22 protein-coding genes and 1 tRNA gene are annotated in these 24095 nt (G+C 61.2%); 13 read left to right on the top strand and 10 right to left on the bottom strand.

What is annotated here, in order from left to right; all coding sequences use genetic code 11:
- Positions 1-702, bottom strand: a 702-nt coding sequence (radC, locus tag EOC94_RS28735) for a DNA repair protein RadC (protein WP_148128440.1), incomplete at its 3' end; no start/stop codon positions are given.
- A gap of 235 nt (positions 703-937) precedes the next feature.
- Between radC and EOC94_RS28730 the strand changes: the two genes are divergently transcribed.
- Positions 938-1441: a hypothetical protein gene (locus EOC94_RS28730; protein WP_127294857.1), complete on the top strand. Its 504-nt coding sequence runs from the start codon at positions 938-940 to the stop codon at positions 1439-1441.
- On the opposite strand, the gene map is transcribed toward EOC94_RS28730, so the two are convergent.
- Positions 1438-2265 (bottom strand): type I methionyl aminopeptidase, encoded by an 828-nt coding sequence (gene map, locus EOC94_RS28725; RefSeq protein ID WP_095485434.1) that lies wholly within the window; start codon positions 2263-2265, stop codon positions 1438-1440. The two genes, EOC94_RS28730 and map, sit on opposite strands and share 4 nt — an antisense overlap.
- Positions 2266-2545: 280 nt before the next feature.
- Between map and EOC94_RS28720 the strand changes: the two genes are divergently transcribed.
- Entirely contained in the window at positions 2546-2842 is a 297-nt protein-coding gene (locus EOC94_RS28720; RefSeq protein WP_095485433.1) for a DUF982 domain-containing protein, read from the top strand.
- A gap of 100 nt (positions 2843-2942) precedes the next feature.
- Here the strand turns inward: EOC94_RS28720 and EOC94_RS28715 are convergent, their stop codons facing one another.
- Positions 2943-3767 carry an alpha/beta hydrolase gene (locus EOC94_RS28715; RefSeq protein ID WP_127204885.1) on the bottom strand — a complete coding sequence of 275 codons (825 nt, stop codon included), beginning with the start codon at positions 3765-3767 and terminating at the stop codon, positions 2943-2945.
- A 167-nt stretch (positions 3768-3934) separates the two neighbouring features.
- On the opposite strand from EOC94_RS28715, the gene EOC94_RS28710 reads away from it, so the two are divergent.
- From EOC94_RS28710 to EOC94_RS28690, 5 genes are read left to right on the top strand one after another with little or no spacing between them, the layout of a single operon-like run.
- Positions 3935-5182, top strand: coding sequence for an ABC transporter substrate-binding protein (locus EOC94_RS28710; protein ID WP_127204886.1), 1248 nt, complete (start codon positions 3935-3937; stop codon positions 5180-5182).
- 4 nt (positions 5183-5186) lie between these two features.
- Positions 5187-5924: an ATP-binding cassette domain-containing protein gene (locus tag EOC94_RS28705; RefSeq protein ID WP_127204887.1), complete on the top strand. Its 738-nt coding sequence runs from the start codon at positions 5187-5189 to the stop codon at positions 5922-5924.
- Positions 5921-6640 carry an ABC transporter ATP-binding protein gene (locus EOC94_RS28700; protein WP_127294855.1) on the top strand — a complete coding sequence of 240 codons (720 nt, stop codon included), beginning with the start codon at positions 5921-5923 and terminating at the stop codon, positions 6638-6640. Before EOC94_RS28705 ends, EOC94_RS28700 begins: the two co-directional genes overlap by 4 nt.
- Before the next feature lie 25 nt (positions 6641-6665).
- A complete protein-coding gene (locus EOC94_RS28695) occupies positions 6666-7541 on the top strand; it encodes a branched-chain amino acid ABC transporter permease (protein WP_095485428.1) in 876 nt (291 codons plus the stop codon).
- Entirely contained in the window at positions 7538-8542 is a 1005-nt protein-coding gene (locus EOC94_RS28690) for a branched-chain amino acid ABC transporter permease (protein WP_127294853.1), read from the top strand. Before EOC94_RS28695 ends, EOC94_RS28690 begins: the two co-directional genes overlap by 4 nt.
- Before the next feature lie 146 nt (positions 8543-8688).
- Here the strand turns inward: EOC94_RS28690 and EOC94_RS28685 are convergent, their stop codons facing one another.
- Positions 8689-10005, bottom strand: a complete 1317-nt coding sequence (locus EOC94_RS28685) for an ArgE/DapE family deacylase (RefSeq protein WP_126106351.1) — start codon at positions 10003-10005, stop codon at positions 8689-8691.
- Positions 10006-10102: 97 nt separating this feature from the next.
- Positions 10103-11050 carry a MurR/RpiR family transcriptional regulator gene (locus EOC94_RS28680; RefSeq protein WP_095485425.1) on the bottom strand — a complete coding sequence of 316 codons (948 nt, stop codon included), beginning with the start codon at positions 11048-11050 and terminating at the stop codon, positions 10103-10105.
- A gap of 161 nt (positions 11051-11211) precedes the next feature.
- Here EOC94_RS28680 and EOC94_RS28675 point away from each other — a divergent pair, with 161 nt between their 5' ends.
- Complete coding sequence (locus tag EOC94_RS28675) at positions 11212-11871, top strand: DUF2161 family putative PD-(D/E)XK-type phosphodiesterase (protein ID WP_095485424.1); 660 nt, start codon at positions 11212-11214, stop codon at positions 11869-11871.
- A gap of 540 nt (positions 11872-12411) precedes the next feature.
- A complete protein-coding gene (locus EOC94_RS34220) occupies positions 12412-14115 on the top strand; it encodes a calcium-binding protein (protein ID WP_185928342.1) in 1704 nt (567 codons plus the stop codon).
- Between the two features lie 165 nt (positions 14116-14280).
- Here EOC94_RS34220 and EOC94_RS28665 read toward each other — a convergent pair whose 3' ends face one another.
- Positions 14281-14505 (bottom strand): hypothetical protein, encoded by a 225-nt coding sequence (locus EOC94_RS28665; protein ID WP_127294851.1) that lies wholly within the window; start codon positions 14503-14505, stop codon positions 14281-14283.
- Positions 14506-14815: 310 nt separating this feature from the next.
- Here EOC94_RS28665 and EOC94_RS28660 point away from each other — a divergent pair, with 310 nt between their 5' ends.
- Positions 14816-15694: an ATP-dependent DNA ligase gene (locus EOC94_RS28660; RefSeq protein WP_095485422.1), complete on the top strand. Its 879-nt coding sequence runs from the start codon at positions 14816-14818 to the stop codon at positions 15692-15694.
- Between the two features lie 1267 nt (positions 15695-16961).
- On the top strand, positions 16962-17312 hold the full coding sequence (locus EOC94_RS28655; protein ID WP_127294849.1) for a hypothetical protein: 351 nt from the start codon (positions 16962-16964) through the stop codon (positions 17310-17312).
- An 851-nt stretch (positions 17313-18163) separates the two neighbouring features.
- Here EOC94_RS28655 and EOC94_RS28650 read toward each other — a convergent pair.
- The 4 genes from EOC94_RS28650 to phaC all read right to left on the bottom strand — a co-directional run bounded on the left by EOC94_RS28650 (position 18164) and on the right by phaC (position 22312).
- The gene (locus EOC94_RS28650; protein ID WP_127294847.1) at positions 18164-18568 is read right to left on the bottom strand and encodes a hypothetical protein; all 405 of its coding nucleotides are present in this window, start codon (positions 18566-18568) and stop codon (positions 18164-18166) included.
- Positions 18569-18750: 182 nt separating this feature from the next.
- Positions 18751-18825: transfer RNA gene (locus EOC94_RS28645), tRNA-Glu, on the bottom strand.
- Between the two features lie 188 nt (positions 18826-19013).
- Positions 19014-20138, bottom strand: coding sequence for a YcbK family protein (locus tag EOC94_RS28640; protein ID WP_245465674.1), 1125 nt, complete (start codon positions 20136-20138; stop codon positions 19014-19016).
- 338 nt (positions 20139-20476) lie between these two features.
- On the bottom strand, positions 20477-22312 hold the full coding sequence (gene phaC, locus EOC94_RS28635) for a class I poly(R)-hydroxyalkanoic acid synthase (RefSeq protein ID WP_127294843.1): 1836 nt from the start codon (positions 22310-22312) through the stop codon (positions 20477-20479).
- 98 nt (positions 22313-22410) lie between these two features.
- On the opposite strand from phaC, the gene EOC94_RS28630 reads away from it, so the two are divergent.
- A complete protein-coding gene (locus tag EOC94_RS28630) occupies positions 22411-22803 on the top strand; it encodes a hypothetical protein (RefSeq protein WP_126106355.1) in 393 nt (130 codons plus the stop codon).
- 56 nt (positions 22804-22859) lie between these two features.
- Complete coding sequence (locus tag EOC94_RS28625) at positions 22860-24077, top strand: LL-diaminopimelate aminotransferase (RefSeq protein WP_127294841.1); 1218 nt, start codon at positions 22860-22862, stop codon at positions 24075-24077.
- Positions 24078-24095 lie beyond the last annotated feature (18 nt).

Here is a 24095-nt window from a genome sequence, read left to right as displayed (position 1 = left end):
GTGATCATGAACGGCGATGCCGAGCGGTTTGGCCGTCTCGATGACCAGCTTGGTCATCTCGATATCGGCGCGCGACGGCGTCGGGTCGCCTGACGGATGATTATGCGCCAGAATGATTGCCGTGGCGGAGAGTTCGAGCGCGCGTTTGACCACTTCACGCGGATAGACCGGCGTGTGGTCGACGGTGCCGACCTGCTGCACCTCGTCGGCGATCAGCGCGTTCTTCTTGTCGAGAAACAGGATTCGGAACTGCTCGCGCTCCTCGAAGGCCATGACTGACCGGCAGTATCCGAGAACCTGCGTCCAGGACGACAAGACCTCGCGGCCTTTGATCTCGCTACGTGCCGCGCGTTGGGCGGTCGCGGCAACGACCTTTAGGTCGAGTGCCACCGCCGGGCCGATGCCCCCGACCTCCTCAAGTCGCGCGACAGGCGCGCCAAGCACCTCGGCCAGCGTGCCGAAGCGCGCCAGCAGCGCCTTGGCGACGGGCTTGGTGTCGGCGCGGGGGATCAGGCGAAAGAGCAGGAGTTCCAGCAATTCGTAGTCGGGGAGGGCGTCGGAACCCGCGGCCGCGAACCGTTGGCGCAAGCGGTCGCGATGCCCGAGATAATGCGGCTTTTCGACCGACTTGGCTTTCGCGAGCGACTTTGTCGGTCTCTCGGGAAAGAAACCCCGCTCGTCGTCGTCGCTGGTTTTCCCCATAGCCGCCTGCATTTTCTTGACCGGAAAGATCCGACGCAGGGAGAAGGACTACAGCATCGGCCCGAAAATCGGAATCGATTTTCGAAAGCACGGTGTATGGATTCAAAAAACTTAGAGCATCTTACGCGTCCAGCACTGTCGTGCGCTCAAGGAAATTGAAACAGCGGACCGAGGATAAGAAGTCGACAAACCCTCGCCCGTCTGCTTCTATTTATCTCGGTGGAGGGGTTCTGAAATGTTTAAAACTTTTTTCTTGTTTGCTGCTGTGATCAGTATTCAGCCTGCTTGTGCTTGGGAAGCCAGTACCGAAGGACCAGATGTGTTTGGCGTGACAAAGGTGATCGCGACCGAAGGCGGCGTTCGCGATTCGTTGGTTGTTCAATGCGATAGTAAGGAGACGTTATTTGTTGCCTATGTCCTCCGCAAGAAAGAGTTTGAAGAGGTGACTGAAGCACCGGCAATGCTCTACATCCAAGGCAGCAGCGCCTCTCCTCTGAAGCTTGAGGCGACAATACGAACGTGGAATGACAATTATGCGGGGGTCGTCGCAGTAGGCCGAATACCAGAGTTGATGGCTGTTATTGCAGAGATCAAAGACTCAAAAGGAAAGGTCAATGTCGGGTACGATATCTCCGGCAACCAAGATTCCGCCTCCTTCAGTTCCCGTGGTTCGACCAAAGCTATGCAGCGGGTAATAGATGGCTGCAAACTGTCTGATATTCCCTTGCCTCCAGCTTAAGCTGGCAGGCCGGGGCGGTCGAGGTTTTTCGGCGACAGCGTGAAGATCTCGCATCCGGTCTCGGTGACGCCGATCGTGTGCTCGTACTGCGCCGACAGCGAGCGGTCGCGCGTCACCGCCGTCCAGCCGTCCGACAGCACTTTTACGTGCGGCCGGCCGAGATTGATCATTGGTTCGACGGTGAAGATCATGCCCGGCCGCATCTCGACGCCCTCGCTGGCGTTGCCATAGTGCAGGATGTTCGGGGCATCGTGAAAGAGCTGGCCGACGCCGTGGCCGCAGAAATCGCGCACCACCGAGCAGCGCTCGCCTTCGGCATAGGTTTGGATGGCGGCGCCGATGGCGCCGGTGCGGGCGCCGGGCTTGATCGCGGTGATGCCGCGCATCAGGCATTCATGCGTGACCTCGAGCAGGCGCTCGGCGGCGCGCTTGATCGTGCCCACCGGATACATGCGCGAGGAATCGCCATGCCAGCCGTCGAGGATGTAGGTGACATCGATGTTGACGATGTCGCCGTCCTTCAACGGCTTGTTGTCGGGAATGCCGTGGCAGACGACGTGGTTGATCGAGGTGCAAGACGACTTCGTGTAGCCGCGATAGTTGAGCGTTGCCGGCAATGCGCCGTGATCCATGCCGAACTCGAAGACGAAGCGGTCGATGGTTTCGGTGGTGACGCCCGGCGCGACGATCGACACCAGCTCGTCGAGGCAGCGCGCGGTGAGGTCGCAGGCCTTGCGCATGCCGGCAAAGCCTTCTTCGCCATAGAGGCGGATCTGGCCGGTGTTTCTGAGCGGTGCCGTGGCGGCGTCGAGATAGGTGACCATTGTGTCCATCTTGCCGGAAGAAAGGGCTTCTAATGAGCCTGTGAGAAAAGTCTCTCAGATTTGGCACCGGACGGCGCCAGGTTCAAGGACGAACTGCCGACGACGGGCACAAGCCGGTGAAATTCATGCGTTGCGGCTTCACCTTGTGCCTGTCCAGGGTGTTCGTCCGCACTGACGACATATTTCTGAGCAAGAAGCGTGGCCGAGCAAGAAGCCGGTCAAGGCAACCTTTTTGCAACGAGCGGCGTTGCTGCGGGAACGCTGCTCGGGAGAGACACGAATGGACAGATTGCAATTCGCGGTGCCGGTGCGCATCACGACGGCGCCTGGCCTGCCGGTCGAGGAAATATACAGCGTCGAACAGGCGCTGGATTTCCTGCAAGGCTGGCCGGTTCGCCGGCAGGGCCCGGTCTATCAGGCTGCGTTCAATGCCTGCTTCGGCGCCACGGTCGACCTGGTCGACACCGAGGAGGCTTGCCGGGCGTTCATGGCGTTCTGCCGGGTGAGCCGCCTCCTGGCCAGGGATATGATGGTTCCAGGCAAGCGTTCTGGCGAGGCGAGGGGGCTGAGGGCTTAAAGCACGTCGCGTTCGAACGGGCTCATGCGACGCGCTTTAAGCTCTTGTTTTTATGCATGTCGTTATCGCAAAACCGCTGCGCATTTTTGCGCGACATGCATTAGCGCCAGCTGGGCTCCAGGTTCTTGAGGAACCGTTCGAAGATCGGGCCGAACCGGTCCGGCGAATCCCAGAACGGCGCGTGGCCGGAATTGCTGATCAGGTGTTTCTTGCCTTCCCAGAGGTTGGAGAAGGCAATCGTATCGACGAAGTCGGTGTTGACGAACGGCTCGTCGGCGCCGTTGAGCACCGCGATCGGCGGTGTCTTGCCGGCGACGATCGCGCTCTGGTCCTTGCCTTCGCCAGCCGCGAATTTTCCGAGCATCAGTCTGCGCGCGCGGCCATCGGTGCGCGCGACGGCATTGCGGAGCAGCTGGTCATAGGGCTCGCCGCAGGTTGAATGCGCATAAGCGTCGATATCATCTTCGGTGAGGGTCTCCTTGCCAGCCAGGCCCATATGCGGGCTGGGCTTGAAGCCATTGTTGAGATCGGCGCCGGCGACCGGCGGCGTGCCGGTGATCATCAGACCGAGCATGCCGGGATAGCGGTCGATCATCTCCAACCCGATATGACCGCCCAGCGACCAGCCGAAGACCGCTGCCTTTTCAATGCCAAGCCTGTTCAACACCTCGGTCATTGCGTCGGCGTAACCCGGCATCGAGTAGCTGCGATGCGGATCGACCGCGTCGCAGGACTCGCCATGACCGGGAAGATCGACCGCGATCAGATGGTAGGTTGCGCCGATCCTGCCGTTGAATTGATTGCGGAAGACGGCGCCTGACGACGAATTGCCGTGGATCATCAGCACCGGCATGCCGGTGCCGGCGCTTTCGCGCACGGCGAGCGTGCCGTGACTGGTTTCGATCGTCTTTATCGTGGTCGCCATCCCTGTCTCCATCTGTCTCGATTCGCTTGGCCGCTGCAGTTCCGCGAACTGCTTAGCAGGCAAATTTGTCCGCCTACGCATGAAAATATCTTTTCAAATTGACCCGCCTGTGCATAATTTGTCAATCATCCAACCATCGTCACGATAATAACAGGGGAACAGGATCAATGATGACCAAGTCGATGAAACGCCATTTCAGGCATATGCTGATCGGAACGTCGCTCGGCGTGATGCTGGCCACAGCACCGGCATTCGCCGATGTCGTCAAGATCGGCCTGCTGGCGCCGCTGACCGGCCCGGCGGCGGCCGACGGCCAGGAATTCCAGCGTGGCGCGCAGATGGCGATCGACGAGGCAAACAGCGCCGGCGGCGTCGACGGCCATACGTTCGAACTGGTCGTGGGTGATGTGAAGGACCAGTCGGCGGCGAACGTCACCAGCGCGGTCGAGCGCCTGCTCGGCGACCAGGATGTGCATTTCATGCTGACCGGCTATGCCAGCCTGACCAATTTCGAGATCGACAACATGGCCGAGGCGGAGATGCCTTACATGCTTGCGGCCACATCGCAGCAGACCAAGGACATCATCGCGCCCGATCCGGAAAAATATGCCTGCTGCTGGTCGCTGACCCCGTCCTTCGACGCCTACAACACCGACGTCACGGTTTTTGTCGAGAAGCTGGCAGCCGAAGGCAAGATCACGCTGCCGACCAAGAAGGTCGCCATCATTTCGTCCGACAACGCCTATTCGAAGACGATCTCCGAAGGCATGAAGAAGACCTTCAAGGAGAAGGGCTGGACCATCACCGTCGATGAGCTCGTGCCCTTCGGCGAGGTGACCGATTGGCGTTCGATCCTGGCCAAGGTGCGCGAGGACGTGCCGGACGTGGTCATCAACACCGACTATCTGCCCGGCAATTCGGCCTCGTTCCTCAACCAGTTCCTGGAGCAGCCGACCAAGAGTCTGGTGTTCCTGCAATATGCGCCGAGCGTTCCGGAATTCGTCGAGCTGACGAAGGAAAAGTCGAACGGCGTGATCTATAACCTTCTTGGCGGCGCGCTGACCACGCCAAAGAACCCGCGCGCCGACGAAGTGGCCGGCAAGTTCAAGGCCAAATACGGCGTCGAGAGCGGCACATACGGCGTCGGTCTGTACGAGATGGTCAATGTCTATTTCGACGCGCTGAAAAAGGCCGGCGACCCGAGCGACCATGCCGCAATCATGAAGGCGCTGTCCGAGACCGACAAGCAGGTCGCCGAGGGCCGCCTGAAATTCGATCCGGCGACGCATCTTGCCATGCAGGGCGACGACTACATCCCGATTACCTTCTTCCAGATCTGGGACGGCAAGCGCGCCTTGATCTCGCCCGCCAAATACGCGACCGGCGAGTTCCAGCCGCAGCCCTGGATGAAATAGCGGCATGCCGCTGCTTGAAATCGAAGGCGTATCGAAGGCGTTCGGCTCGCTCAAGGCGGTCGATGATGTTTCATTCGCAGTCGAGGCCGGAGAAATCTTCGGCGTCGCCGGGCCGAACGGCAGTGGCAAGAGCACGCTGTTCAACGTCATCACCGGCATACCGTTCGGCCCCGACAAGGGCCGGATACGGTTCGATGGCATGGAGATCCAGGGCAAGACAGGCAATGTGATCGCACAGCTCGGTCTCGCCCGGACCTTCCAGCGCGAGACCAGCTTCGACGGGCTGACCGTGTTCGAGAACGCGCTGATCGGCGCGAGCTATGGCAAGCCCGGGCGAGGGGCGGCCGAGGCGCGGACCCGCGCCGCCGAGGCGCTGGAGTTCGTCGGCCTTTCGTCGGCGACGTTCGGACGGCTCGCCGGCGAATTGTCGGTGTTCGACCGCAAGTGCCTGATGCTCGCAACGGCAATAGCCACGGAACCACGCATGCTTTTGCTTGACGAGCCGGCATCGAGCCTGACCAAGCCGGAGATCGAGACGTCGATCGGATTGATCAGGCGCACGGCCGCGCGCGGCATCACGGTGGTGCTGATCGAGCATGTGCTGACCTTCCTGATGAGCCTGTCGCAACATCTGCTCGTGCTGAACCAGGGCCGTGTGCTTGCCGCGGGCGACCCCAAGAGCGTGATCGCCGACCATCGCGTGGTAGAGGCCTATCTCGGCACAAGGAGATCGGCGGCGTGAGCGAGAGCCCGATCCTGAGCGTCGAGGCGGTGACCGCCGGCTATGGCCGTGTGACCGTTCTGCATGACATCACGCTCGAGGCCGGCCGGTTCGGCAATGTCGGGCTGTTCGGGCCAAATGGCCACGGCAAGACGACGCTGCTGAGGACCATCTCCGGCCTGGTCGCGCCGAAACGCGGCCGCGTCGTCTTCGACGGCAAGGACATCACTGGCTTGAGCGCGCGCGCCATCGTCGCCACCGGTCTCATCCATGTGCCGCAGGGCAACAAGCTGTTTCCCGACCTGACTATCGGCGACTGCATGGCGCTTGGCGCCTATTCGCCGCGAGCGCGGCCGCACGAGGCCGAGAACCGCGAAAAGGTGGTGAAGCTGTTCCCGAAGCTCGCCGAACGGTGGCGGCAAAGGGTGCGCACGCTTTCCGGCGGCGAACGCCAGATGGTGTCGATCGGCACGGCGTTGATGAGCCATCCGCGCCTGCTGATCCTGGACGAGCCGACGCTTGGGCTGGCGCCGAAGATCAAGGACGAGCTCTGCACCGCCGTCATGGATATTTCGAAGGGCGGGGTGCCGCTCGTCGTCGTCGAGCAGGACATCGAGTTCCTGCTCGAACTCAGCCGGCAGCTGTTCCTTGTCGATCACGGAGCGGTCAAGACCGAGATCCGGCCGGGCGAGAGCATCGAGCATAGCGAAATCATGGCGATGTATTTCGGGCATTGAAGGCAGGATTGGACAGGGTTCGGGCATGAGCATGTTTTCGGATATCTTCTTTGGCGGCCTGTTCCAGGGCTCGCTCTACGCCATGATGGCGGTCGGGCTGGCGCTCGTCTGGACGACGATCGGCGTGTTCAACTTCAGCCACGGCGTGTTCATGATGCTGGGCGCCTATTTCGCCTGGCAGCTCGTCGCCTTCGGCCTGCCGGTGGTGATCGCTTTTCCACTCGCCGTCATCGTCATGGCCGGCGCGGGCTGGATCCTGCAGGCCTCGGTGGTGCGGCCGCTGATCGGCCGTCCCAACATCGTGCTGGTCGTCGTCATCACCACGTTGGCTGCCGGCTCGCTGATGGAGAACGGGGCACTGACGGTCTGGGGGCCACGCTCCAAGCAACTGCCGAGCCTGATCGAGGGCAACACCACCATCGCCGGTGTCGGCGTGTCGCTGCACCAGATCGCGATCATCGTCATCACGCCGCTGATCCTCGCGGCGCTGTGGTCGTTCCTCAACCGCACGCGGCTCGGCCTTGCGCTCAGGGCGGTCGCACAGAACGAGGATGCGAGCCAGCTCGTCGGTCTCAACGTCACGGCGCTTTACGGACTTGCCTTCGCCATCGCCGCGTCGCTGGCCGGGCTGGCCGGGATCTTCATGGGCGGCTACCGCTTCATGAACCCGTCGATGGGTGCCGACCCGCTGCTCAAGGCACTGATCGTGGTGGTTTTCGGCGGTATTTCAAGCATTTCAGGACCGATCTTCGCTGCCTACCTGATCGGGTTCTTCGAGGCGGCGAGCAACTACTATTTCGGCCTCTACTGGACGCCGGCACTGCTTTTCCTCGTGCTCATCGCGACGCTCATGGTGCGCCCGGAGGGTATTTTCGCCAGTCGTTCCAGGGGGCTCGCATGACGCTCCTCGACATCGCCATCCCGTCTGCTCCTGGCCGCGTCGCCTGGAACCGCGAGGCGATCGGCTTCGTGGCGGGGTTCCTGCTGCTTGCCCTGTTGCCGCTCGTCTTCGGCGACAGCTACAGCCGGCATGTGCTGATCATGATCTTCATCTACGCCATCGTCGCCTCGAACTGGGACCTCAGCCTCGGCTATGGCGGTGTCTTCAATTTCGGCCATCTGGCGCTGTTCGGCATCGGCGTCTATGCCTACAGCCTGCTCGCCAAGCAGGCCGGCATCGATCCGTGGATCGCGCTTGTGGCGAGCGGCGTGATCGCCACCGTGGCGGCCGTGGTGGTGACCATTCCGATCCTGAGGCTGAAGGGCATCTATATCATCCTGGTCACTTTCGGCTTCGCACAGCTCGTCATGCAGGTCATCATCAGCCAGTCGGACCTGACGGGCGGCACGCAAGGTCTGGTGCGGGTGCCCGGCCTCTATCTTTTCGACCACAACATGATCCGCGACGGCAAGATCGGCTATTTCTACATCGCGCTGACACTTCTGGTGCTCAGCACGCTGTTTTTGCGGCTGTTCGTGCGCTCTCGAGCGGGCGCCAGCATCGTGGCGCTGCGCGACAATGAGGAATACGCCATCAGCCGCGGCGTCTCGCTGGTCCGGCAGCGCATGGTGACGCTGGCGGCAAGCGCCTTCTTCACCGGAATTGCCGGGGCCTTCTATGCCGCCTACCAGCGCAATGCCTCGATCGACGTGTTCGGCATGAGCCTGGCGACCATCATCCTGTCGATGGTGCTGCTCGGCGGAACGAGCACGATCTACGGAGCGATCATCGCGTCCTTCGTGCTCACCGTCTTTTCCGAGGCGATGGCCGATTTCGGCGCATGGCGGCTGATGATCTCGGCGCTGCTCATCATCGTCATCATGCTGGTCTACCCAAGCGGCCTGGTCGGCATGATCCGCGCCGCATGGACGGTGGTGGCCGACCGCATCAAGGTGCGCTGATATTCAGGTGAGGCCGGCCTGCAAATGGCAGCTTCCTGCGCTTCCGGTGCTCACGTACCCAAAAGTACGCTGCGCTCCGGTTCTCGGAACCCACCATTTTCGACTCGGCCTGACCTGAATCTCAACACACCTTAACCAACTCGAGTCTAGCGGACGCCGCACCAGTCGATGACGGAGGCGGCGATGACCTTGGCGGTCTCCACCACCGAATCGATCTCGACATATTCGTCGGCGCCATGAAAACCGTCGCCGGACGGACCGAAGATGACGCCGTCGACGCCTGCGCCGGCATAGTGCGCGGCGTCGCATACGGCGACGAAGCCCTTCACCTCAGGCTTCTTGCCGATGCGCGCCTTGTTGGCGACGAGCGACCGGACCAGCGGATGATCCGGCGAGGTGTTCATCGGCGGGAAGTACAGGCCGCCCAGCTCCCACTGGATGGTCGGCGGGTTTTCACGCAGCCAGGCGTCGGTGGCAGCGAAATGATGCACGAAAGTCTCGAAATCGCGGCGATAATCGGCTGAATTCTCATCAGGCAGGAATTTCATATCGAGATCGAGAACCGCGACGTCCGGAATGATCGCCGGGTTGGTCATCACCGTCGGCAGGCCGTTCTCGCCTAGTCCGGTGCCGCCCTGCATCACCCCGATGTTGATCGTGTTCATGCCGAGCGGCAGCAGCGGATGCGATCTGGCCCGCGTGCGGTCGAGCTCGTATTGGCGCACGGCGGCGATGAAGCGCGCGGCGATCTCGATTGCGTTGACGCCGGGTTCCAGCCGGTCCTTGTCGTGGCGCTGCGGATAGATCTCATTGTAGCGCAGCGCCGAATGCGCGTTGCGGCCGCGGATCGTCACCCGCGCCCATTCGAGCCCGCCCTCGACCGGCAGCACGTCGCCCCAGGTCGGCTCGGCGACCAGCACCGCCTTGGCGAGCTTGCCCCTGGCGACCGCATCCATGGCGCCGAAGCCGCCGGCTTCCTCGTCGACCACCGTGTGGATCGCCAGCCGGCCCTGGAGCTTGATGTCGGCCTTGCGGATGGCGTGTGCCGCCGCGATGCAAGCCGCGACACCGCCCTTCATGTCGACCGCGCCGCGGCCATAGAGGCGCCCGTTCGTGATATCGCCGCCAAACGGATCGACCGACCAGTTCTTCATTTCGCCGACCGGCACGACATCGATATGGCCGCACAGGATCAGGCTGCGCTCCTCATCGCCGGCCCATTCGCCGACCAGATTGGGGCGCCCCGGCAGCGCGTCCCATTGTTCGGTCGAAAAGCCGTCCGCCTTGAGGATCGGCTCCAGCAGCGCCTGCACGTCGGCCTCGCGGTTCAGTCCTTGCCGGGTTTCGAACTTGGGATTCACCGAGGGGATTTTGACCATATCGCTGGTGAGGCCGATCACCCAGTCGCGATCCTTGTCGATCTCGGCTTGCGCGGCGGCGACGGCCGCATCCCTGTCCAGCATGTCGATGTCCTTTCGTGCCTTTGCGGCGTTCGCGATTGTCTCTTGGTGTGCAGGGTGGTTCAGCCGCTCATGCTGCGCCGATCATATCGGCCGCGGGCTATGTCGATTTGGGTTTGCCCCTGACGAACGGCGCTGCCCATTTGGCCGGGTCCCCGGCGACTGTCCTGCGGTCACCCGGCCCGGTGAAATCCGAGGCGTCGAGCGTTACGCCATTGGCGCGGCGGATCCCTTCGATGTCCTCGATGCGCTTGCGCACCGTCTGGCCTTCGCTCTCCAGCGCATGGGCAAACACGGTCTCCATCTGGACGACGGCCGTCGCCAGCGTGTCGAACGGCGAGTTGGCCTCAATTGCCGCGATCAGCGTCAGATCGGCGTGTTCGGAGATCGGCGAGAGCCAAGGATCGGTGAAGAGCAGAATGCCCATGCCCCGCTCGCGCGCCTGACGGGCGAAGCTCACCACGTCGGACTGGTAGCGGCGATAGTCGAAAACGACGAGCAGGTCGCGCTTGCCGAGATCGATCAGCAGATCGAAATCCGTCGGCGCCAGTGCGCCGATATCGTGCACGCCGGGACGGAACTGCACGAGATAGCCCGCGAGCATCGAGGCGATGTGGCGGCTGAAGCGTCCGCCGAGCAGCACGACCTGGCCCTTGCAGTCGAGCAGCATCCTGGCGGCGCGGCCGTAGCTCTGCGAAGGAACCGCCGTGCGCGTTCGCTCCAGGCTGTCGGAAACCGAATGGAAGTAGTCGTTGACCGTGCCTTCGCTCGAATTGGCAGGCCGCTTCGCCTCCATCATCAGCAAAGGAGAGTGCAGGCGGGATTCGATTTCCGCCAGAAGCTTGGCCTGGAAGGCGGCAAAGCCGCCATAGCCCAGCTTGACCATGAGGCGCATGACCGTCGGGTCGCTGACGCCCGCTGCCTTTGCCAGGCGCGAGGCAGTCCCGAGGCCGGACATCGGATAGTCGGCAAGGAGGACCTGCACGATCTTGGCTTCGGCGGATGTGAGGACCAGGGTGGTATGAGCCAACTCTTCGCGGATCGACACCGGACCTCTCCCTTTCCCGTGTTCAGCCGATGATAGAGAAATTACAAATTCTGGTTTCGATGTCAATTTTTGGAATGGTTTCTACAAAGACCGTTGGGTGCGTTATTGGTATGACTAAGTGGCTCTGTGCCACCCGCTCACGAATCGGCTATGGCTCCGGCATGCAGGAAACGTCTCTTTACATGCCGGTGAAGCGGTTTCTTGAGAGCCTGGAATTCACCGTCAAAGGCGAAGTTGGCGGCTGCGATGTCGTGGGACTGCGCGACGGCGAACCGCCCGTGGTCGTCATCTGTGAATTGAAACTGCAATTCAACCTCGAACTCGTACTTCAAGGTGTCGATCGTGCCGCGTCGTGCGACGAGGTCTGGCTCGCGGCGAGGATGTCGGCCCGCGGCAAAGGCCGGGAGCACGATCGCCGGTTCCGCGCACTCTGCCGGCGGCTCGGTTTCGGCCTTCTGGGGGTTGGTTCCGCCGGCAACGTTGAATTGCTGCTCAGCCCGGCAGCCTTGCCGCCCCGGCGAGATCCGAGGCGAAGATCGCGCCTGGTGGACGAGCATCAGCGCCGGCGCGGCGACCCTGTCGTCGGCGGCGGCTCGCGAACGCCGATAATGACCGCTTACCGGCAGGATGCGCTGGCCTGCGCCGCTGCCATGGTGGACGGCCCGAAGCGCCCGCGCGACCTGAAAACCATTTCGCCGCGCGCCGCCAATATCCTGCTTCACAATGTCTATGGCTGGTTCGCCAGGGCCGAGCGCGGGGTGTATGCGCTTACGGACGTTGGCCGTGCTGCGTTACAGCGCTGGCCCCAACCGGCACCGTGACGAGGCGGCGCCGAGTCGTTTGAGCGGCTTGCCGCGGCAGGGGAGACAACGAACCTATCCCGAACTCAAACGCGGCAATGGGCACCGTCGCCAGCGTGACATCGCAAACTGCGATCGCCCGGGGCAAGATTGTTCAAACAAATAGTCCAAACTGGCTATGAGGCGGCCAGCGTCGCCTCGTTGTGACTGCCCGCCAGAGCGCAAAAATCGAGCAGATGCGTCAGCAGGAGACAGTGATTGCAGCAGTCAGAAACAACAAATGTTGATATTTGCGTTACCAAGCGCGTCGAACGGATCGGTACGCCTAGGAACAAAAAAGGAATATTTTGATAGTTTATCAAGACTGTCTACGGATTGTTTCCACGAAATCGACATTGGCAGGAGCGCGCACTTTGTGCGGTGAAATCCGGGCTGCGACACTCGATGCAATACCAAAAATCTCAAAAATTCTATCAGAGGGGTGCGGGTATTTGATTTGGCGCTAATATACGCCGTCTAGTAGGCAGGCACCGCGGGGCGCTAAGAAAAAAAGGAATATAAATGGCACTTCATTTCGCAGCAGGTGGGTCCGCCACAGAAGTCGCAAGCGCCGGTTTCAATCTGGTTGACGTTCAATACATTGACCAGGTCAACGAGCTGCCGGATGGCACGAAGGCTATGGTCTGGCTCAACGAGGGCGAGGGCGTAACCCAGTCCTTTATCGACAAAGTCACCCCCTTCCTTGGCAATCCGAAGGTATTTGGGTTTTTTCTCGTCGACGAGCCGGATCCCACCGGCCAATACCACACACAGGTAGACGCTGAGGACTTGAAAGCCGAATCCGACTGGATCCACTCTCGTATGCCAGAAGCCAAGACCTTCATCACCGCGATGGACATGGGGTCTGCCGAAAACCCGGATTTTTCCAACACCTACAACTATGACAACACGCATATCGATCTGTTTGGAATAAGCGCTTATCCGGTGCGCACGGGCACAGACACGGTCGACTACGACATGATCGACAGAACCGTGGCTGCAGCGGTGGAGTCGGGCATCCCGACCAGCCAGATCGTTCCGATCCATCAGACCTTTGGCGGCGGCAATTGGACGACCAACACGGGCGGCAAATACGTCATGCCGACGGCGGATCAGCTGCAGACGATGATGGACCACTGGGACGAACTGGTTCCGTCGCCCGAATTCGACTTTGCCTATGCCTGGGGTTCGCAGGAAGGCGACGTCGCACTTGAGAGCTCCCCGGAACTGCAAGCCGTTTTCCGGGAACACAATCTCAGCACCGCTGGGACCGCCGCTTCCGACGTCACCACGACCGACGACAGCTCTACCGTGATTGCCCCTGCCGACGCCACCATCAGCGACGACAGCTCTACTGCGGCCGCGGCTTCCGACGCCACCACGAGCGACGACAGCTCTACTGTGGCCGCCGCTTCCGACATCCCCACGAGCGACGACAGCTCTACTGTGACTGTCCCTGCCGACGCCACCACTAGCGACGAGAGCTCTACAGCGGCCGCCGCTTCCGACATCACCACGAGCGACGAGAGCTCTACTGCGGCCGCCGCTTCCGACACCACCGCTAGCGACGACAGCTCTACTGTGACTGTCCCTGCCGACGCCACCATCCGCGACAGCTCTACTGCGGCCGCCGCTTCCGACACCACCGCTAGCGACGACAGCTCTACTGTGACCGCCGCTTCCGACACCACCACGAGCGACAGCAGCTCCACTGCGGCTGTCCCTTCGGACGTCACCACCGGCGATGACGGCAGCGACACCTCCCATGTCGCCGGCGACAAGGCAGGCAGCAGTGTCGACCGGGTGTTGGCCGCCCTTTCTAGCGGCTCGGAGTCTCTCGCCGGTCCACACGATAAAACGGCCGGCAACGGGTTCGCCCACACCGTCCAGGGCGATGAAAATGTCGGCGCCAACGCCAGCAAGGGCGGCGCCGCCGAGATCATGTCCGGCCGCGGGGGCAATGACGCCTTCGACTTCAGCTGGCTCCAGGAAAAGCTCCAGGACAAGCTGCAGGACAACCCTCACTTCGACCAGGCCTTCCTTGACGGGCTCAAGTCGGGAGGGCTTTCCGACGCTTCGTCTGCCGGTACGGCTGCGCATGATCGGTCCGACCATGTCAGCTACGACAGTTCAACCGGGTCGCTCTCCTTGGACAGCGACGGGACGGGAGACGCAGCTCAAACGCAGCTCGCCAGCCATTTCCCATGGCAGCATCATTCGCTGTGACCTGACGGAGCTACGCACAGGAAACTAGATCAGGCCCGGCCTTTGTTCACCTCGAAGAACATTGGCCGGGCCGCTCTCGTGCCGGCCATCGAGCAACTCCCGGACATCCTGCGGCGAAATACAGGTTATGCTGGCGTCGCGGGCAAGTTCTCTGCAACTCATGAGTCATGGTGTCTTCTCGATCATGTGCGCATTCATCGGGTTAGTCTCTCGACCCGTCTCAATGACGGCTTTGGCAAGCGCTTCGCCCTCGTGGATCGGCTCGGGATGATAGAACAGCAGGACAGCCTCCTCGCTAGGTAACACGCCAGCGGGGCAGGTCTGTTCAATCGCCATACGGACCAGTTTGAGGGCGGCCCGGGCATTGCAGATGTTATCTTGGCCGTTCATGCTTCCTCGCAGAGATGGACTGTCTCAGCGTCAACCGTGAAGGCGAGGCCCTGTTCCATCAAAGTCTAACGACTGGGAAAGCGCATTGGAAAGCACGTGCGGTAACAGTTGATTCAACCGTTGCTGGTATTTAGAGGAGTGTGGAAGCGGCTCCGACAGTGAGGCGGGGTGCTGAATTGCCGGAGCCGCCTGCGCAATCCGGTTGGGTTTGACCGCGCCGTCCTATTCTGGGACAGCGCGGTCAACGATTCGTTAAAATGGGAACTAATTAAGCGCATGCTAATTGAATCGCAGTTTTGCGAGTCAATGCATGCGTTTGATGTTTGTGCCGCCACTAATGCCGACTTTGGTGGAGAAGCCTCCCGAAAGCGGCGTGTGGCTACATGAGCTCAAGTTCGACGGCTACCGGTCGCAAATGATCGTTGACGAAAGCGGAACGCGCATTTTCACCCGCCGTGGCTTGGACTGGACGGCGAAATACCGCGACCTGGCCGCCGCATCGAAGTCGCTCGATGCGGACAGCGCCATCATCGACGGTGAGATCATCGGGCTCAATGATGCCGGCCTGTCGGATTTCGCAGCTTTGCGCAAGGCCATCACGCGGCGCCAGCACGATCTTTATTTTGTTGCCTTTGATCTGCTGCACCTCAACGGGCACGACCTGCGCGACATGGCGCTGCAGGAGCGCCGCGACATCCTTGCCGGCATCATCCCGCCAAACATCCACATCCAGTTCAGCCAGGCGCTTCCGGGCGACGCCAATGCGATCTATCGCCTGATCGACCAGGCCGGCCTTGAGGGAATGGTGTCCAAGCGTCGAGACAGCAAGTATCGCAGCGGCCCTTCGACCAACTGGCTGATGACAAAATGCTACACCGTCGGGGAATTCGAGCTGCTCGGCGTCGAGCGTGAGGCTGGAAAGCCGGCATTCGCCCTGATGGCCGAGCCAGGCACCCGGAAATATGTCGGCAGCGCCTCTGTCAGCGTCAATCGCGAGATGCGGGAGCGGCTGTGGCAGCGCGTCCAGGAACATGCCGGGCCACCGCCCAAAGATATGCCAAAGCGGCCGTCAACACAGTGGGTTAAGCCGGGGATCAAAGCCCGGGTGAAGCACTTGCGCGGCGAGGAAGACCTAAGGCACGCTTCGCTGCAGGATTTCTGGGACGATGACAAATGCCGGAATTCATGATCCTGCTTAGCACAAAATTCAAGCCATCTCTAATATGGGTCGTGGGTAAGTTTGAAATCCAAAAGCCGCGAGTAGATCTCATCCGGCGGGATTGAACTTGTCCCTCGGGGTGCGAAGAAGCACGTCCATCTGAATCTGCGATAGGCCTCGAACTCCAAACGGGGAATGATCGTTCGATAGAACGTCATTAGTCGTTCGCATATATGGTATCGATCATCAGGCGAGGTCTGGACACGCTCTCTGGGGATAAACAACTCCGCTTCCTGGGTTTCATTCAAGTAAGCGGGGCGCGGCAGCCTGACGAAATAGCCGTCTTTAGTCATCCTGACGTCGTTGGAATCGATCGGGTGGCAATCCTTGTTTCCGCAGCAGTCATAGTAAAGAACGGGATCAGTCTTGCCCGTATACCAATCATGGGCATCTGCATCGCCGGGCAACACAAGCCACGCCAATGCAATGTGTCCTAGCTGTCTCATGGAACTAGCCCCTCACCATTTTGCGTATAGCATATTAGTGAGAGCTAATCATAGCGCTTCGACATCCAGGCGCTGATTGACAGGCTCGGCCGTGACCAGGGCTCGATGCATGACGACCTAGCCGGGCTCTTTGTCTGGTCAAATTGCAAGGCTGCCGGCCGTGACCGCCGGCAGGTGTTCTTCACATGCATTCCTGATTACGAAGGCCAGCAGCGGGCGCGCAATCGCGATTGGAAGCCAACTTTCGAACGAGGGGGCTGAAAGTGGCCGGCGCCACTGTGGGGGGCGTTGGGGTAGATTGCCTGTAGGGCGCCGGCCGGGCGGATTGGGGTCCGCCGTTGGAAAGTACCGACCTTGGCGACTCATGTAACTTCCGTGATCGCGGAAGACCTACGCGCTGCCGTCTGTTTCGCTTTCTCGGCTGCATTGTCGTCGCGATGTGGGCGGGCGGCAATCCTCATGCAATGAGATGGTATACCCCCCAACGCCGGCCGGGATTGCGGCGGGCGTTTTGCGACCGAAGGGAGCGAGGACGAGAAGTTGCTTATAGGCGGGATGGCGACTTCATACAGAATGATGAACAGAGATAAATCCTGCTTCCGCATCCTTGGCCGTGTGTTCGGTGAACCGCGGCGCCATCCGCGGTATGCGACATGGGACGATCCCCAGATAATTTGATCTATCGCAAATTTGCAGAAGATTTAGCCCGCTGCCTCACGGTGGCGGGTTTTTTTCGATGAGGAACCTTACGCCGCGGCGTCCGTTGAGCCCCACCAAAAGGGGAGATCACAATGGCCGACGACCCAAACGAAGCCGCAACACCGACGGAGACGCAGCGCGAAGCTCAGGAAGCCTTGGAGAAGCAAGTTGCGCAGCTGAAGCGCGAGATCAACAAGATCAATCGGACGCTCGCGGAGCGCGCTGAAGAGGTGGTCGAGGAAGCCACTGGTTGGTATGAGGGCGCGGCCGATAGCGTGTCTCGGACAACGCAAGCACTTCGCAATAGGGCGTCTACTGCTTCCGGTGTCGTTCAAGAAAATCCTGGCACGGTTTCGTCAGCCTTCATGCTGGGCGCGGCTGTAGGCTTGCTGTTGGGCCTTGTTCTTCTGGCTGGCGGCCAGCGCCGGGACCGCTGGATCTAATCACGCTCAAATGAGGGCCACAGCCCGCTGCCTCCGGTGGTGGCGGGCTTTTTTTGCTGGGGCGGTCAGTTCGTCGCGATTAACGTTCTCTGCGATTTCCAAAACTGAGTGTCGCTCGCGTCTTTAGTAGCCGCCACCGCCAGTACCGCCGGCACTGCCACTATTGCTCCCGCTCGATGTAGACGCGGTTGGCGGTGCGGGTGGAGCCGCGCCGCGTGGTGCTGTCATGCAGGCAGTCAAAAGTAATACCGAAAACAGGACGAAAAGGCGCATATCGATAACCTCCTTTGGTAGGGTGTTCTCTATCGACAACGTCTCAGGTCCACCATTATTCCGCGAAGTCTGATCGGAATGCCCGCTGCCTCAGGTGGCGGGCTTTTCAAATATGTGCCAGGCAGGAAATTCTTTCCAATCTCTACGGAAAACCCATTGCCATGGGTCCAGCAGCATTCGAGTTCCGAGAGGCCGGGCCGAAGAAGCCTTACTGAACGAGGTAATTTTTGACTATGGTCATCAAGCAGACCAGTGAAACAATTCCAGCGATCGCTGCTTGAGCGCGCCCAACCTGGATGATCATCTCCTCCGTCCAGCCGGCCTCTTTGAAACCCCTGAAATGGTCCTCGAATTTGGCCCGACCGTAGCGGGTAAAAAAGACCCTGATGAGCAGGAATATCGTGCAAACCACGCTTGAGTCAGAAGGCTCGTCATGATTCCGGAGGACAAAGGTACACACCACGCCGGCCGAAAAGCAGGCTATCGAAAAGAAAAAACCGATATCCTGTGGCCATCTTCTGTTGGCGGGTCGGGTTGTCATCGGCGCGCTTGCGCTTCCTCACGGTCGCGGGCTTTTTTCACGGCGAGGCGGCCGGAATCGGCGGATGTTCCGATATAAACGAAGATTGGGCCACCATGTAGGCCGCACCTCCTGCGAAGCAAAGAATAGAGGCAAAGACCAAGATTAGGCCAACGGCCATCCACCGATTTGATACCTCTAGGTAAGCTCGCTCCATGCCTTGGTCTCTCTCGCTTTTGTCCACAAATCTCGAAGACAGAAAGGCGGTCGGCCAGGCGAGGGCTGCCAGGACCACGCCGACGGTCCAAGCCATGACTGACCAGACAACGGAACTCAGCAGGTCAAGCTTATAGAGCTCGGCCACTTGGCTTAGAACGGCGACCGACGCGCCGGCATTGATCAACATCGCTGCGCCGATAGCGCTCTTCGCATACTCCTGCGAAATCTCCCGGTAGTCGGCCATTCGAGTGCCCCTCCCATGTCGCGGCCATGTCGCGCGGACCTGCCGATAGTGGCAGGGAACCCTTGGAAAGCAACAAGGCGGATTCCGGCTCACGCCGAATCTGTTCGCTGAAATTCGCGGGGGTTTATTCGGTGGATATTCGATGAAATCGGGCCGAAGAGGCTTAAAGTGCTTGATTTGTCTGGTACGCCCAAGGGGAATCGAACCCCTGTTACCGCCGTGAAAGGGCGGTGTCCTGACCGCTAGACGATGGGCGCGCTCAGATGTGAGCGCTTATAGTTGCGTTGCACCAAACCGGCAACCCGTCTGCCGCCGCCTGCGACAACTTTTTTCAGTGACCGCAAAACCGCGCGTTTTCGGCGATTTGGCCCGGTTCCACGCGCCATCGCATGCCGTCCTCGGGCGGCACACTGCGGATGTTGCAAAAACGAGAGGAAGAACCAGCTTACCGCCGGCGGCGGCAGCGCCAGTTCCAGTCGCGCTCGGGGCCGACGTCGATGTGAACGGATTCGGTATGGCAGTAGGTGCCGACGCCGCCGCGCCCGGGCATGTTGCGGACATAGCTTGCCAGTTGCGCTTTCGAGACGCCTGGAACCTGGATGTCGGCGGCGGCGCAATACATGTGCAGCGAATTCTTGGCACCGTTGGCGCGGCGGTTGCGGGCCGGATCGCGGTAGCCGGAGGTGACGATCATCTTCTTGCCGTAGTGACCCTCGATCGTCTTCAGCACGCGGACCAGCGAAGGCTTCAGGCAGGCAACGTCGACATTCTCGGTCTGCTTCAAAAGGCCGTTGGGCGCCAGCCGGGCAAGGCCGGCAGCGGATGCCACTTGATAGGCTCCGCCTTCATCCTCGTTGAGATCGACGTCGCTCTCGTCGTCGAGGCCAGATTTGCGCTTGATCTCGAAGAGTGCGGTCTTGCGCACGCCGGGCAGCGCGTCGTCGGTGAAATGGCTGGTATCGCCGATCGAGGCCAGTTGCACCGGCTTTTCAGCCGATTTGGCCGAGGCCAAAGTGATGGTCGGTTTTGCCGCCTCCGTCTTGAGCTGAGCGGTCGCCGGTTGCTCGCCCGACCTGTTGTTGGCCTGCGGGGCCGCCGAGGCGGGCGTGGCGCTGAACAAAGAGGCGAGGAACCCCTTCTTCTTCGGCGCATAGGCCTGCGGTTGCGGCTCTCCGGCGGTCACATAGACCGGATTGCTCACCGCCGGCGCGGAGGCCTCGGCCTTGGACTTCGGCGCGGCCGTGCCGGCATCGGCTGTTTGTGTCTTCTGCGTAGCAGCGTCGACCTGCTCAACCGTCTGCGCGGACTGTTCCTGTGGCTGCGGCGTCTGGCCCGCAGTCGCTTCGGCACCCGCAGGAGCCGTGACCGGGAAGCCGGCATCGGACTTGGCGCCCGCCTGGGTGCCCGGCTTCGCCATCGGCACATAAGCGACCTGCTCGGGAAGGCTTGCATCGCCCTCGGCGGTCATCGTCATCTGTGAAGTCGTGATCTGCGACGACGAATCGGCGGCGACCTGTTGGGCGCCGGGGGCGGTGCCGATGTCCGTAGCGGAGGCGTTGTACCCCGGCATGCCGACCGACAGGGACGGGTCGCCGGCCGAGGTGCAGGACGCCAGGAGCACGGAGAAAAGCGCGGCGGCAATGGTGCGGCGTTCTCCCTTCGCGAGGCGCGATCCTGCTGATTTCAAAACAAAATTCCCCCTCGATGTCCGGCCGGTACGGCATTGGCGCGGCGTCGCAACGTCTCGCCGAAATAATTCCTTGTCCCCGAACGGAAACGAGACCTGTGTCAAATCCGCAAGCCCCAGAGTATTTCGACGGCTAGAGAGGAATCGGGGCTAGTTAAGGGTTGACGACACCATTTCGTCCTCTTTTACCGGCGCGTCAACTCACCACACATTACAGAAGGTTACACACGCACCTTGACATAGGTGCCTGGCGCATCGCCCAGGGTTTTCATGCGCTTGCCGGGTTTGCGGGCCGGCACGCGGGTGTTGTCCCTGGCCTCGATCCAGCGTTGCCAGTGCGGCCACCAGGAGCCGGGATGGTCGGTGGCGTTGGCGACCCACTGGTCGAAGTCGCCCGCCGGCTTGCCGCCGGTCCAGTAGTGATACTTCTGCGCCGCCGGCGGATTGACGACGCCGGCGATGTGGCCGGAGGCGGCCATGACGTAGTCGACCTCTCCGCCGAAATACTTCGAGCCGAGGAATACCGAAAGCGCCGGCGCGATGTGATCTTCCTTCGAGGCGAGGTTGTAGACCGGGATGGTGATGTCACCCAGCGATACCACGCGGCCCGCCAGTTCCATCATGCCTTGCGAAAGTCTGTTCTCGAGATAGCAATTGCGCAGGTAGAAGGAATGGTTGGCTGCGCCCATGCGGGTCGAATCGGCGTTCCAGTAGAGCAGGTCGAAGGGCAGCGGATCCTTGCCGCGCATGTAGTTGTTGACGACATAGGGCCAGATCAGGTCGCCCGAGCGCAGCATGTTGAAGGCCGTCGCCATCTTGGTGCCGTCGAGATAGCCCTTCTCGTTCATCGCCTTTTCGACGGCCGCGACCTGCTCCTCGTCGACGAACACTTTCAGGTCGCCGGCATAGGTGAAATCGACCTGGGTGGTGAAGAAGGTGGCCGATTTGATGCGGTGGTCGCCTTCCTGCGCCATCAGCGCCAGGGCCGCCGCCATAAGCGTGCCGCCGACGCAGTAGCCGACGGCGTTGACGTCCTTTTCGCCGGTGGCCTTCTCGATCGTGTCCAGGCCGTATTGCAGGCCCTCTCGGATATAGGCCTCCCAGCTCTTGGTGCCGTGCCGCTCGTCCGGATTGATCCAGGAGATGACGAAAACGGTGTGGCCTTGCTCGACCGCCCAGCGGATGAAGGATTTTTGCGGGTTGAGATCGAGAATGTAGAATTTGTTGATCCATGGCGGGCAGATCAGCAGCGGCCGCTTGAGCACGGTCTCGGTCGCCGGATCGTATTGCAGGATCTCGGCGACGTCGCTGCGACCCACCACCTTGCCGGGTGTCGTGGCCAGGTTCTTGCCGATCTCGAAGGGCGAATAATCGGCCTGCCTCAGTTTCAGGTCGCCCTTGCCGGCTACAATGTCCTCCGCCAGCATCCTCATGCCGCGCACCAGGTTTTCGCCATTCGAGGCGATTGTCTCGCGAAACAGTTCCGGGTTGGTCAGGATGAAATTCGACGGCGAGATGGCGTTGGACACCTGCTTGACGTAGAAGCTGGCCTTGTGGCGGGTGTGCTCGTCCAGGCCATCGGCGTGCTCGACCAGCTCGGACGCCCAGCGCGAGGTGACGAGATAAGCCTGCTTGAGAAAATCGAAGAAAGCGTTGCGGGCCCATTCGGGGTCTTGGAAACGCTTGTCGCCGCGCTCGGGCTTGACCGCGTCGTCGGCATCTTCGCTGCCGGCGCTGATGCGCTGGATGGAGTTGGCCCAGACGGTCATATAGCCGGAGAACAGCCGCGTCTGCGCCTCCAGCGCGCGCTGCGGGTCGGAAAGCCAGTATTCGCTGAGCTTGGAGAAGGTTTTCACCATGTCGACGAACGGCTCGGCGACATGATCGCGCACGTCGCCTTTTTCCCGCGGCTCGGCCCATGCGGAAGCCGCCTTGCCGGCCTGCTCGATCATGCGCGCCATGTTCAAGGCGAAGCGTTCCGGGTCCTTCACCAGATATTGCTCGACGGTCGAAGGCTGGTCATCTTCCGCTTTGCCCGAATCGGGTGTTTTGGACATGGTTCGCGGGGTTCCTCCCGAAGCGTTTTCTTGACATATTATCATGGGACATCCGACAGGGTCCAATGCGCTCTACCTCGGCTGCCTAAGGAAACAATATGACGATTAATATTGGCGAAACCGGTTTTTCTGGCACTGGTCGTTTTTGCCGCATGGGCGCGGCGGTCGTTTTGCTGGCGATCGCCGGCTGTTCGAGCACCAACATCGAAGGCGCCACGCCGGTCTCGGCTACCGACGGGCCGAAGGATACCGGCACCTATCCGAACCTGAATATTCCGCCGAAGGTGGCGGCGGAGCAGTTCACCGACGCGGAAAAGAACGCCAAGCTCGCCCAGTTGAAGGCCGACGAGCAGACCCAAGGCTCGAAAGGCGGCGCTGTCAGGGTGACGAACCCGGCGACGCTGAACGCGCTGGCAAAGCAGCACGGCGCCGATGCACTGAAGCAGATCGAAGCCAAATGCGATCCCGCCCTCGACCCTACCTGCAAATAGGGTTATATCGCGCGACCGAAAACCACCTCTGGAATTGACCCACCTCTGGAATTGATATGGAAGAATTTCACAAGGTCCGCCGGCTTCCGCCCTATGTCTTCGAGCAGGTCAACCGGCTGAAGGCCAGTGCCCGCTCGCGCGGCGCCGACATCATCGACCTTGGCATGGGCAATCCGGACCTGCCGACGCCCAAGGCCATCGTCGACAAATTGTGCGAGGTCGTGCGCGATCCGCGCACGCATCGTTATTCGTCGTCGCGCGGCATTCCCGGCCTGCGCCGCGCCCAGGCCAACTACTATGCCCGCCGTTTCGGCGTGAAACTCGACCCGGACACGCAAGTGGTGGCGACGCTGGGCTCGAAGGAAGGTTTTGCCAACATGGCGCAGGCGATCACCGCGCCCGGCGACGTGATCCTGTGCCCCAACCCGACCTATCCGATCCACGCTTTCGGTTTCATCATGTCGGGCGGCGTCATCCGCTCGTTGCAAGTGGAGCCGGACGATGGCTTCATTCCGGCGCTGGAGCGCGGCATCCGCCATTCGATCCCGAAGCCGCTGGCGTTGATCCTCAATTACCCGTCGAACCCGACGGCGCAGGTCGCCTCGCTCGATTTCTACAAGGACGTGGTGGCCTTCGCCAAGAAGAACGACATCATCATCCTGTCGGACCTTGCCTATTCGGAAATCTATTTCGACGGCAATCCGCCGCCCTCGGTGCTGCAGGTGCCGGGTGCGATCGACGTGGCGGTCGAGTTCACCTCGATGTCGAAGACCTTTTCCATGCCGGGCTGGCGCATGGGTTTTGCCGTGGGCAACGAGCGGCTGATCTCGGCGCTGACCAGGGTCAAGTCCTACCTCGACTATGGCGCCTTCACGCCGATCCAGGTGGCGGCCGCGCACGCGCTCAACGGCGATGGCGCCGACATCGCCGAAGTGCGCGACATCTACCATAAGCGCCGCGACGTGATGGTCGACGCCTTCAGCCGCGCCGGCTGGACTGTTCCCGCGCCGGCGGCGTCGATGTTTGCCTGGGCGCCGATACCGGAGCCGTTCAAGCATCTTGGCTCGCTCGAGTTCTCCAAGCTTCTGATCGAGCACGCCGACGTGGCGGTGGCGCCGGGCGTCGGCTTCGGCGAGCACGGCGACGACCATGTGCGCATCGCGCTGGTCGAGAACGAGCACCGGATCCGGCAGGCGGCGCGCAACATCAAGCGTTTCCTGGCGTCCAGCGCCAAGCAGCCCAACAATGTGGTGCCGCTCGCCGCGCATCGTTGAGTTGCCCGATATCACATC

This window comes from Mesorhizobium sp. M6A.T.Ce.TU.016.01.1.1 (assembly GCF_003997065.1).
Classification (GTDB): domain Bacteria; phylum Pseudomonadota; class Alphaproteobacteria; order Rhizobiales; family Rhizobiaceae; genus Mesorhizobium; species Mesorhizobium mediterraneum.
The sequence above is the reverse complement of the archived record's forward strand: the minus strand, read 5'-3'. Positions and strand labels throughout refer to the sequence as shown.

Excerpts from the sequence above, each read along its gene's own strand:
- phaC (WP_127294843.1), bottom strand. The coding sequence starts at position 22,312 with ATGTCCAAAACACCCGATTCGGGCAAAGCGGAAGATGACCAGCCTTCG.
- EOC94_RS28630 (WP_126106355.1), top strand. The coding sequence starts at position 22,411 with ATGACGATTAATATTGGCGAAACCGGTTTTTCTGGCACTGGTCGTTTT.
- EOC94_RS28685 (WP_126106351.1), bottom strand. The coding sequence starts at position 10,005 with ATGCTGGACAGGGATGCGGCCGTCGCCGCCGCGCAAGCCGAGATCGAC.
- EOC94_RS28640 (WP_245465674.1), bottom strand. The coding sequence starts at position 20,138 with ATGCCGGGGTACAACGCCTCCGCTACGGACATCGGCACCGCCCCCGGC.
- EOC94_RS28695 (WP_095485428.1), top strand. The coding sequence starts at position 6,666 with ATGAGCATGTTTTCGGATATCTTCTTTGGCGGCCTGTTCCAGGGCTCG.
- EOC94_RS28675 (WP_095485424.1), top strand. The coding sequence starts at position 11,212 with ATGCAGGAAACGTCTCTTTACATGCCGGTGAAGCGGTTTCTTGAGAGC.
- EOC94_RS28730 (WP_127294857.1), top strand. The coding sequence starts at position 938 with ATGTTTAAAACTTTTTTCTTGTTTGCTGCTGTGATCAGTATTCAGCCT.
- EOC94_RS28715 (WP_127204885.1), bottom strand. The coding sequence starts at position 3,767 with ATGGCGACCACGATAAAGACGATCGAAACCAGTCACGGCACGCTCGCC.
- EOC94_RS28710 (WP_127204886.1), top strand. The coding sequence starts at position 3,935 with ATGATGACCAAGTCGATGAAACGCCATTTCAGGCATATGCTGATCGGA.
- EOC94_RS28650 (WP_127294847.1), bottom strand. The coding sequence starts at position 18,568 with ATGGCCGACTACCGGGAGATTTCGCAGGAGTATGCGAAGAGCGCTATC.
- EOC94_RS28655 (WP_127294849.1), top strand. The coding sequence starts at position 16,962 with ATGGCCGACGACCCAAACGAAGCCGCAACACCGACGGAGACGCAGCGC.
- EOC94_RS28625 (WP_127294841.1), top strand. The coding sequence starts at position 22,860 with ATGGAAGAATTTCACAAGGTCCGCCGGCTTCCGCCCTATGTCTTCGAG.
- EOC94_RS28705 (WP_127204887.1), top strand. The coding sequence starts at position 5,187 with ATGCCGCTGCTTGAAATCGAAGGCGTATCGAAGGCGTTCGGCTCGCTC.
- EOC94_RS28660 (WP_095485422.1), top strand. The coding sequence starts at position 14,816 with ATGCGTTTGATGTTTGTGCCGCCACTAATGCCGACTTTGGTGGAGAAG.
- EOC94_RS28690 (WP_127294853.1), top strand. The coding sequence starts at position 7,538 with ATGACGCTCCTCGACATCGCCATCCCGTCTGCTCCTGGCCGCGTCGCC.
- EOC94_RS28720 (WP_095485433.1), top strand. The coding sequence starts at position 2,546 with ATGGACAGATTGCAATTCGCGGTGCCGGTGCGCATCACGACGGCGCCT.
- EOC94_RS28665 (WP_127294851.1), bottom strand. The coding sequence starts at position 14,505 with ATGAACGGCCAAGATAACATCTGCAATGCCCGGGCCGCCCTCAAACTG.
- EOC94_RS34220 (WP_185928342.1), top strand. The coding sequence starts at position 12,412 with ATGGCACTTCATTTCGCAGCAGGTGGGTCCGCCACAGAAGTCGCAAGC.
- map (WP_095485434.1), bottom strand. The coding sequence starts at position 2,265 with ATGGTCACCTATCTCGACGCCGCCACGGCACCGCTCAGAAACACCGGC.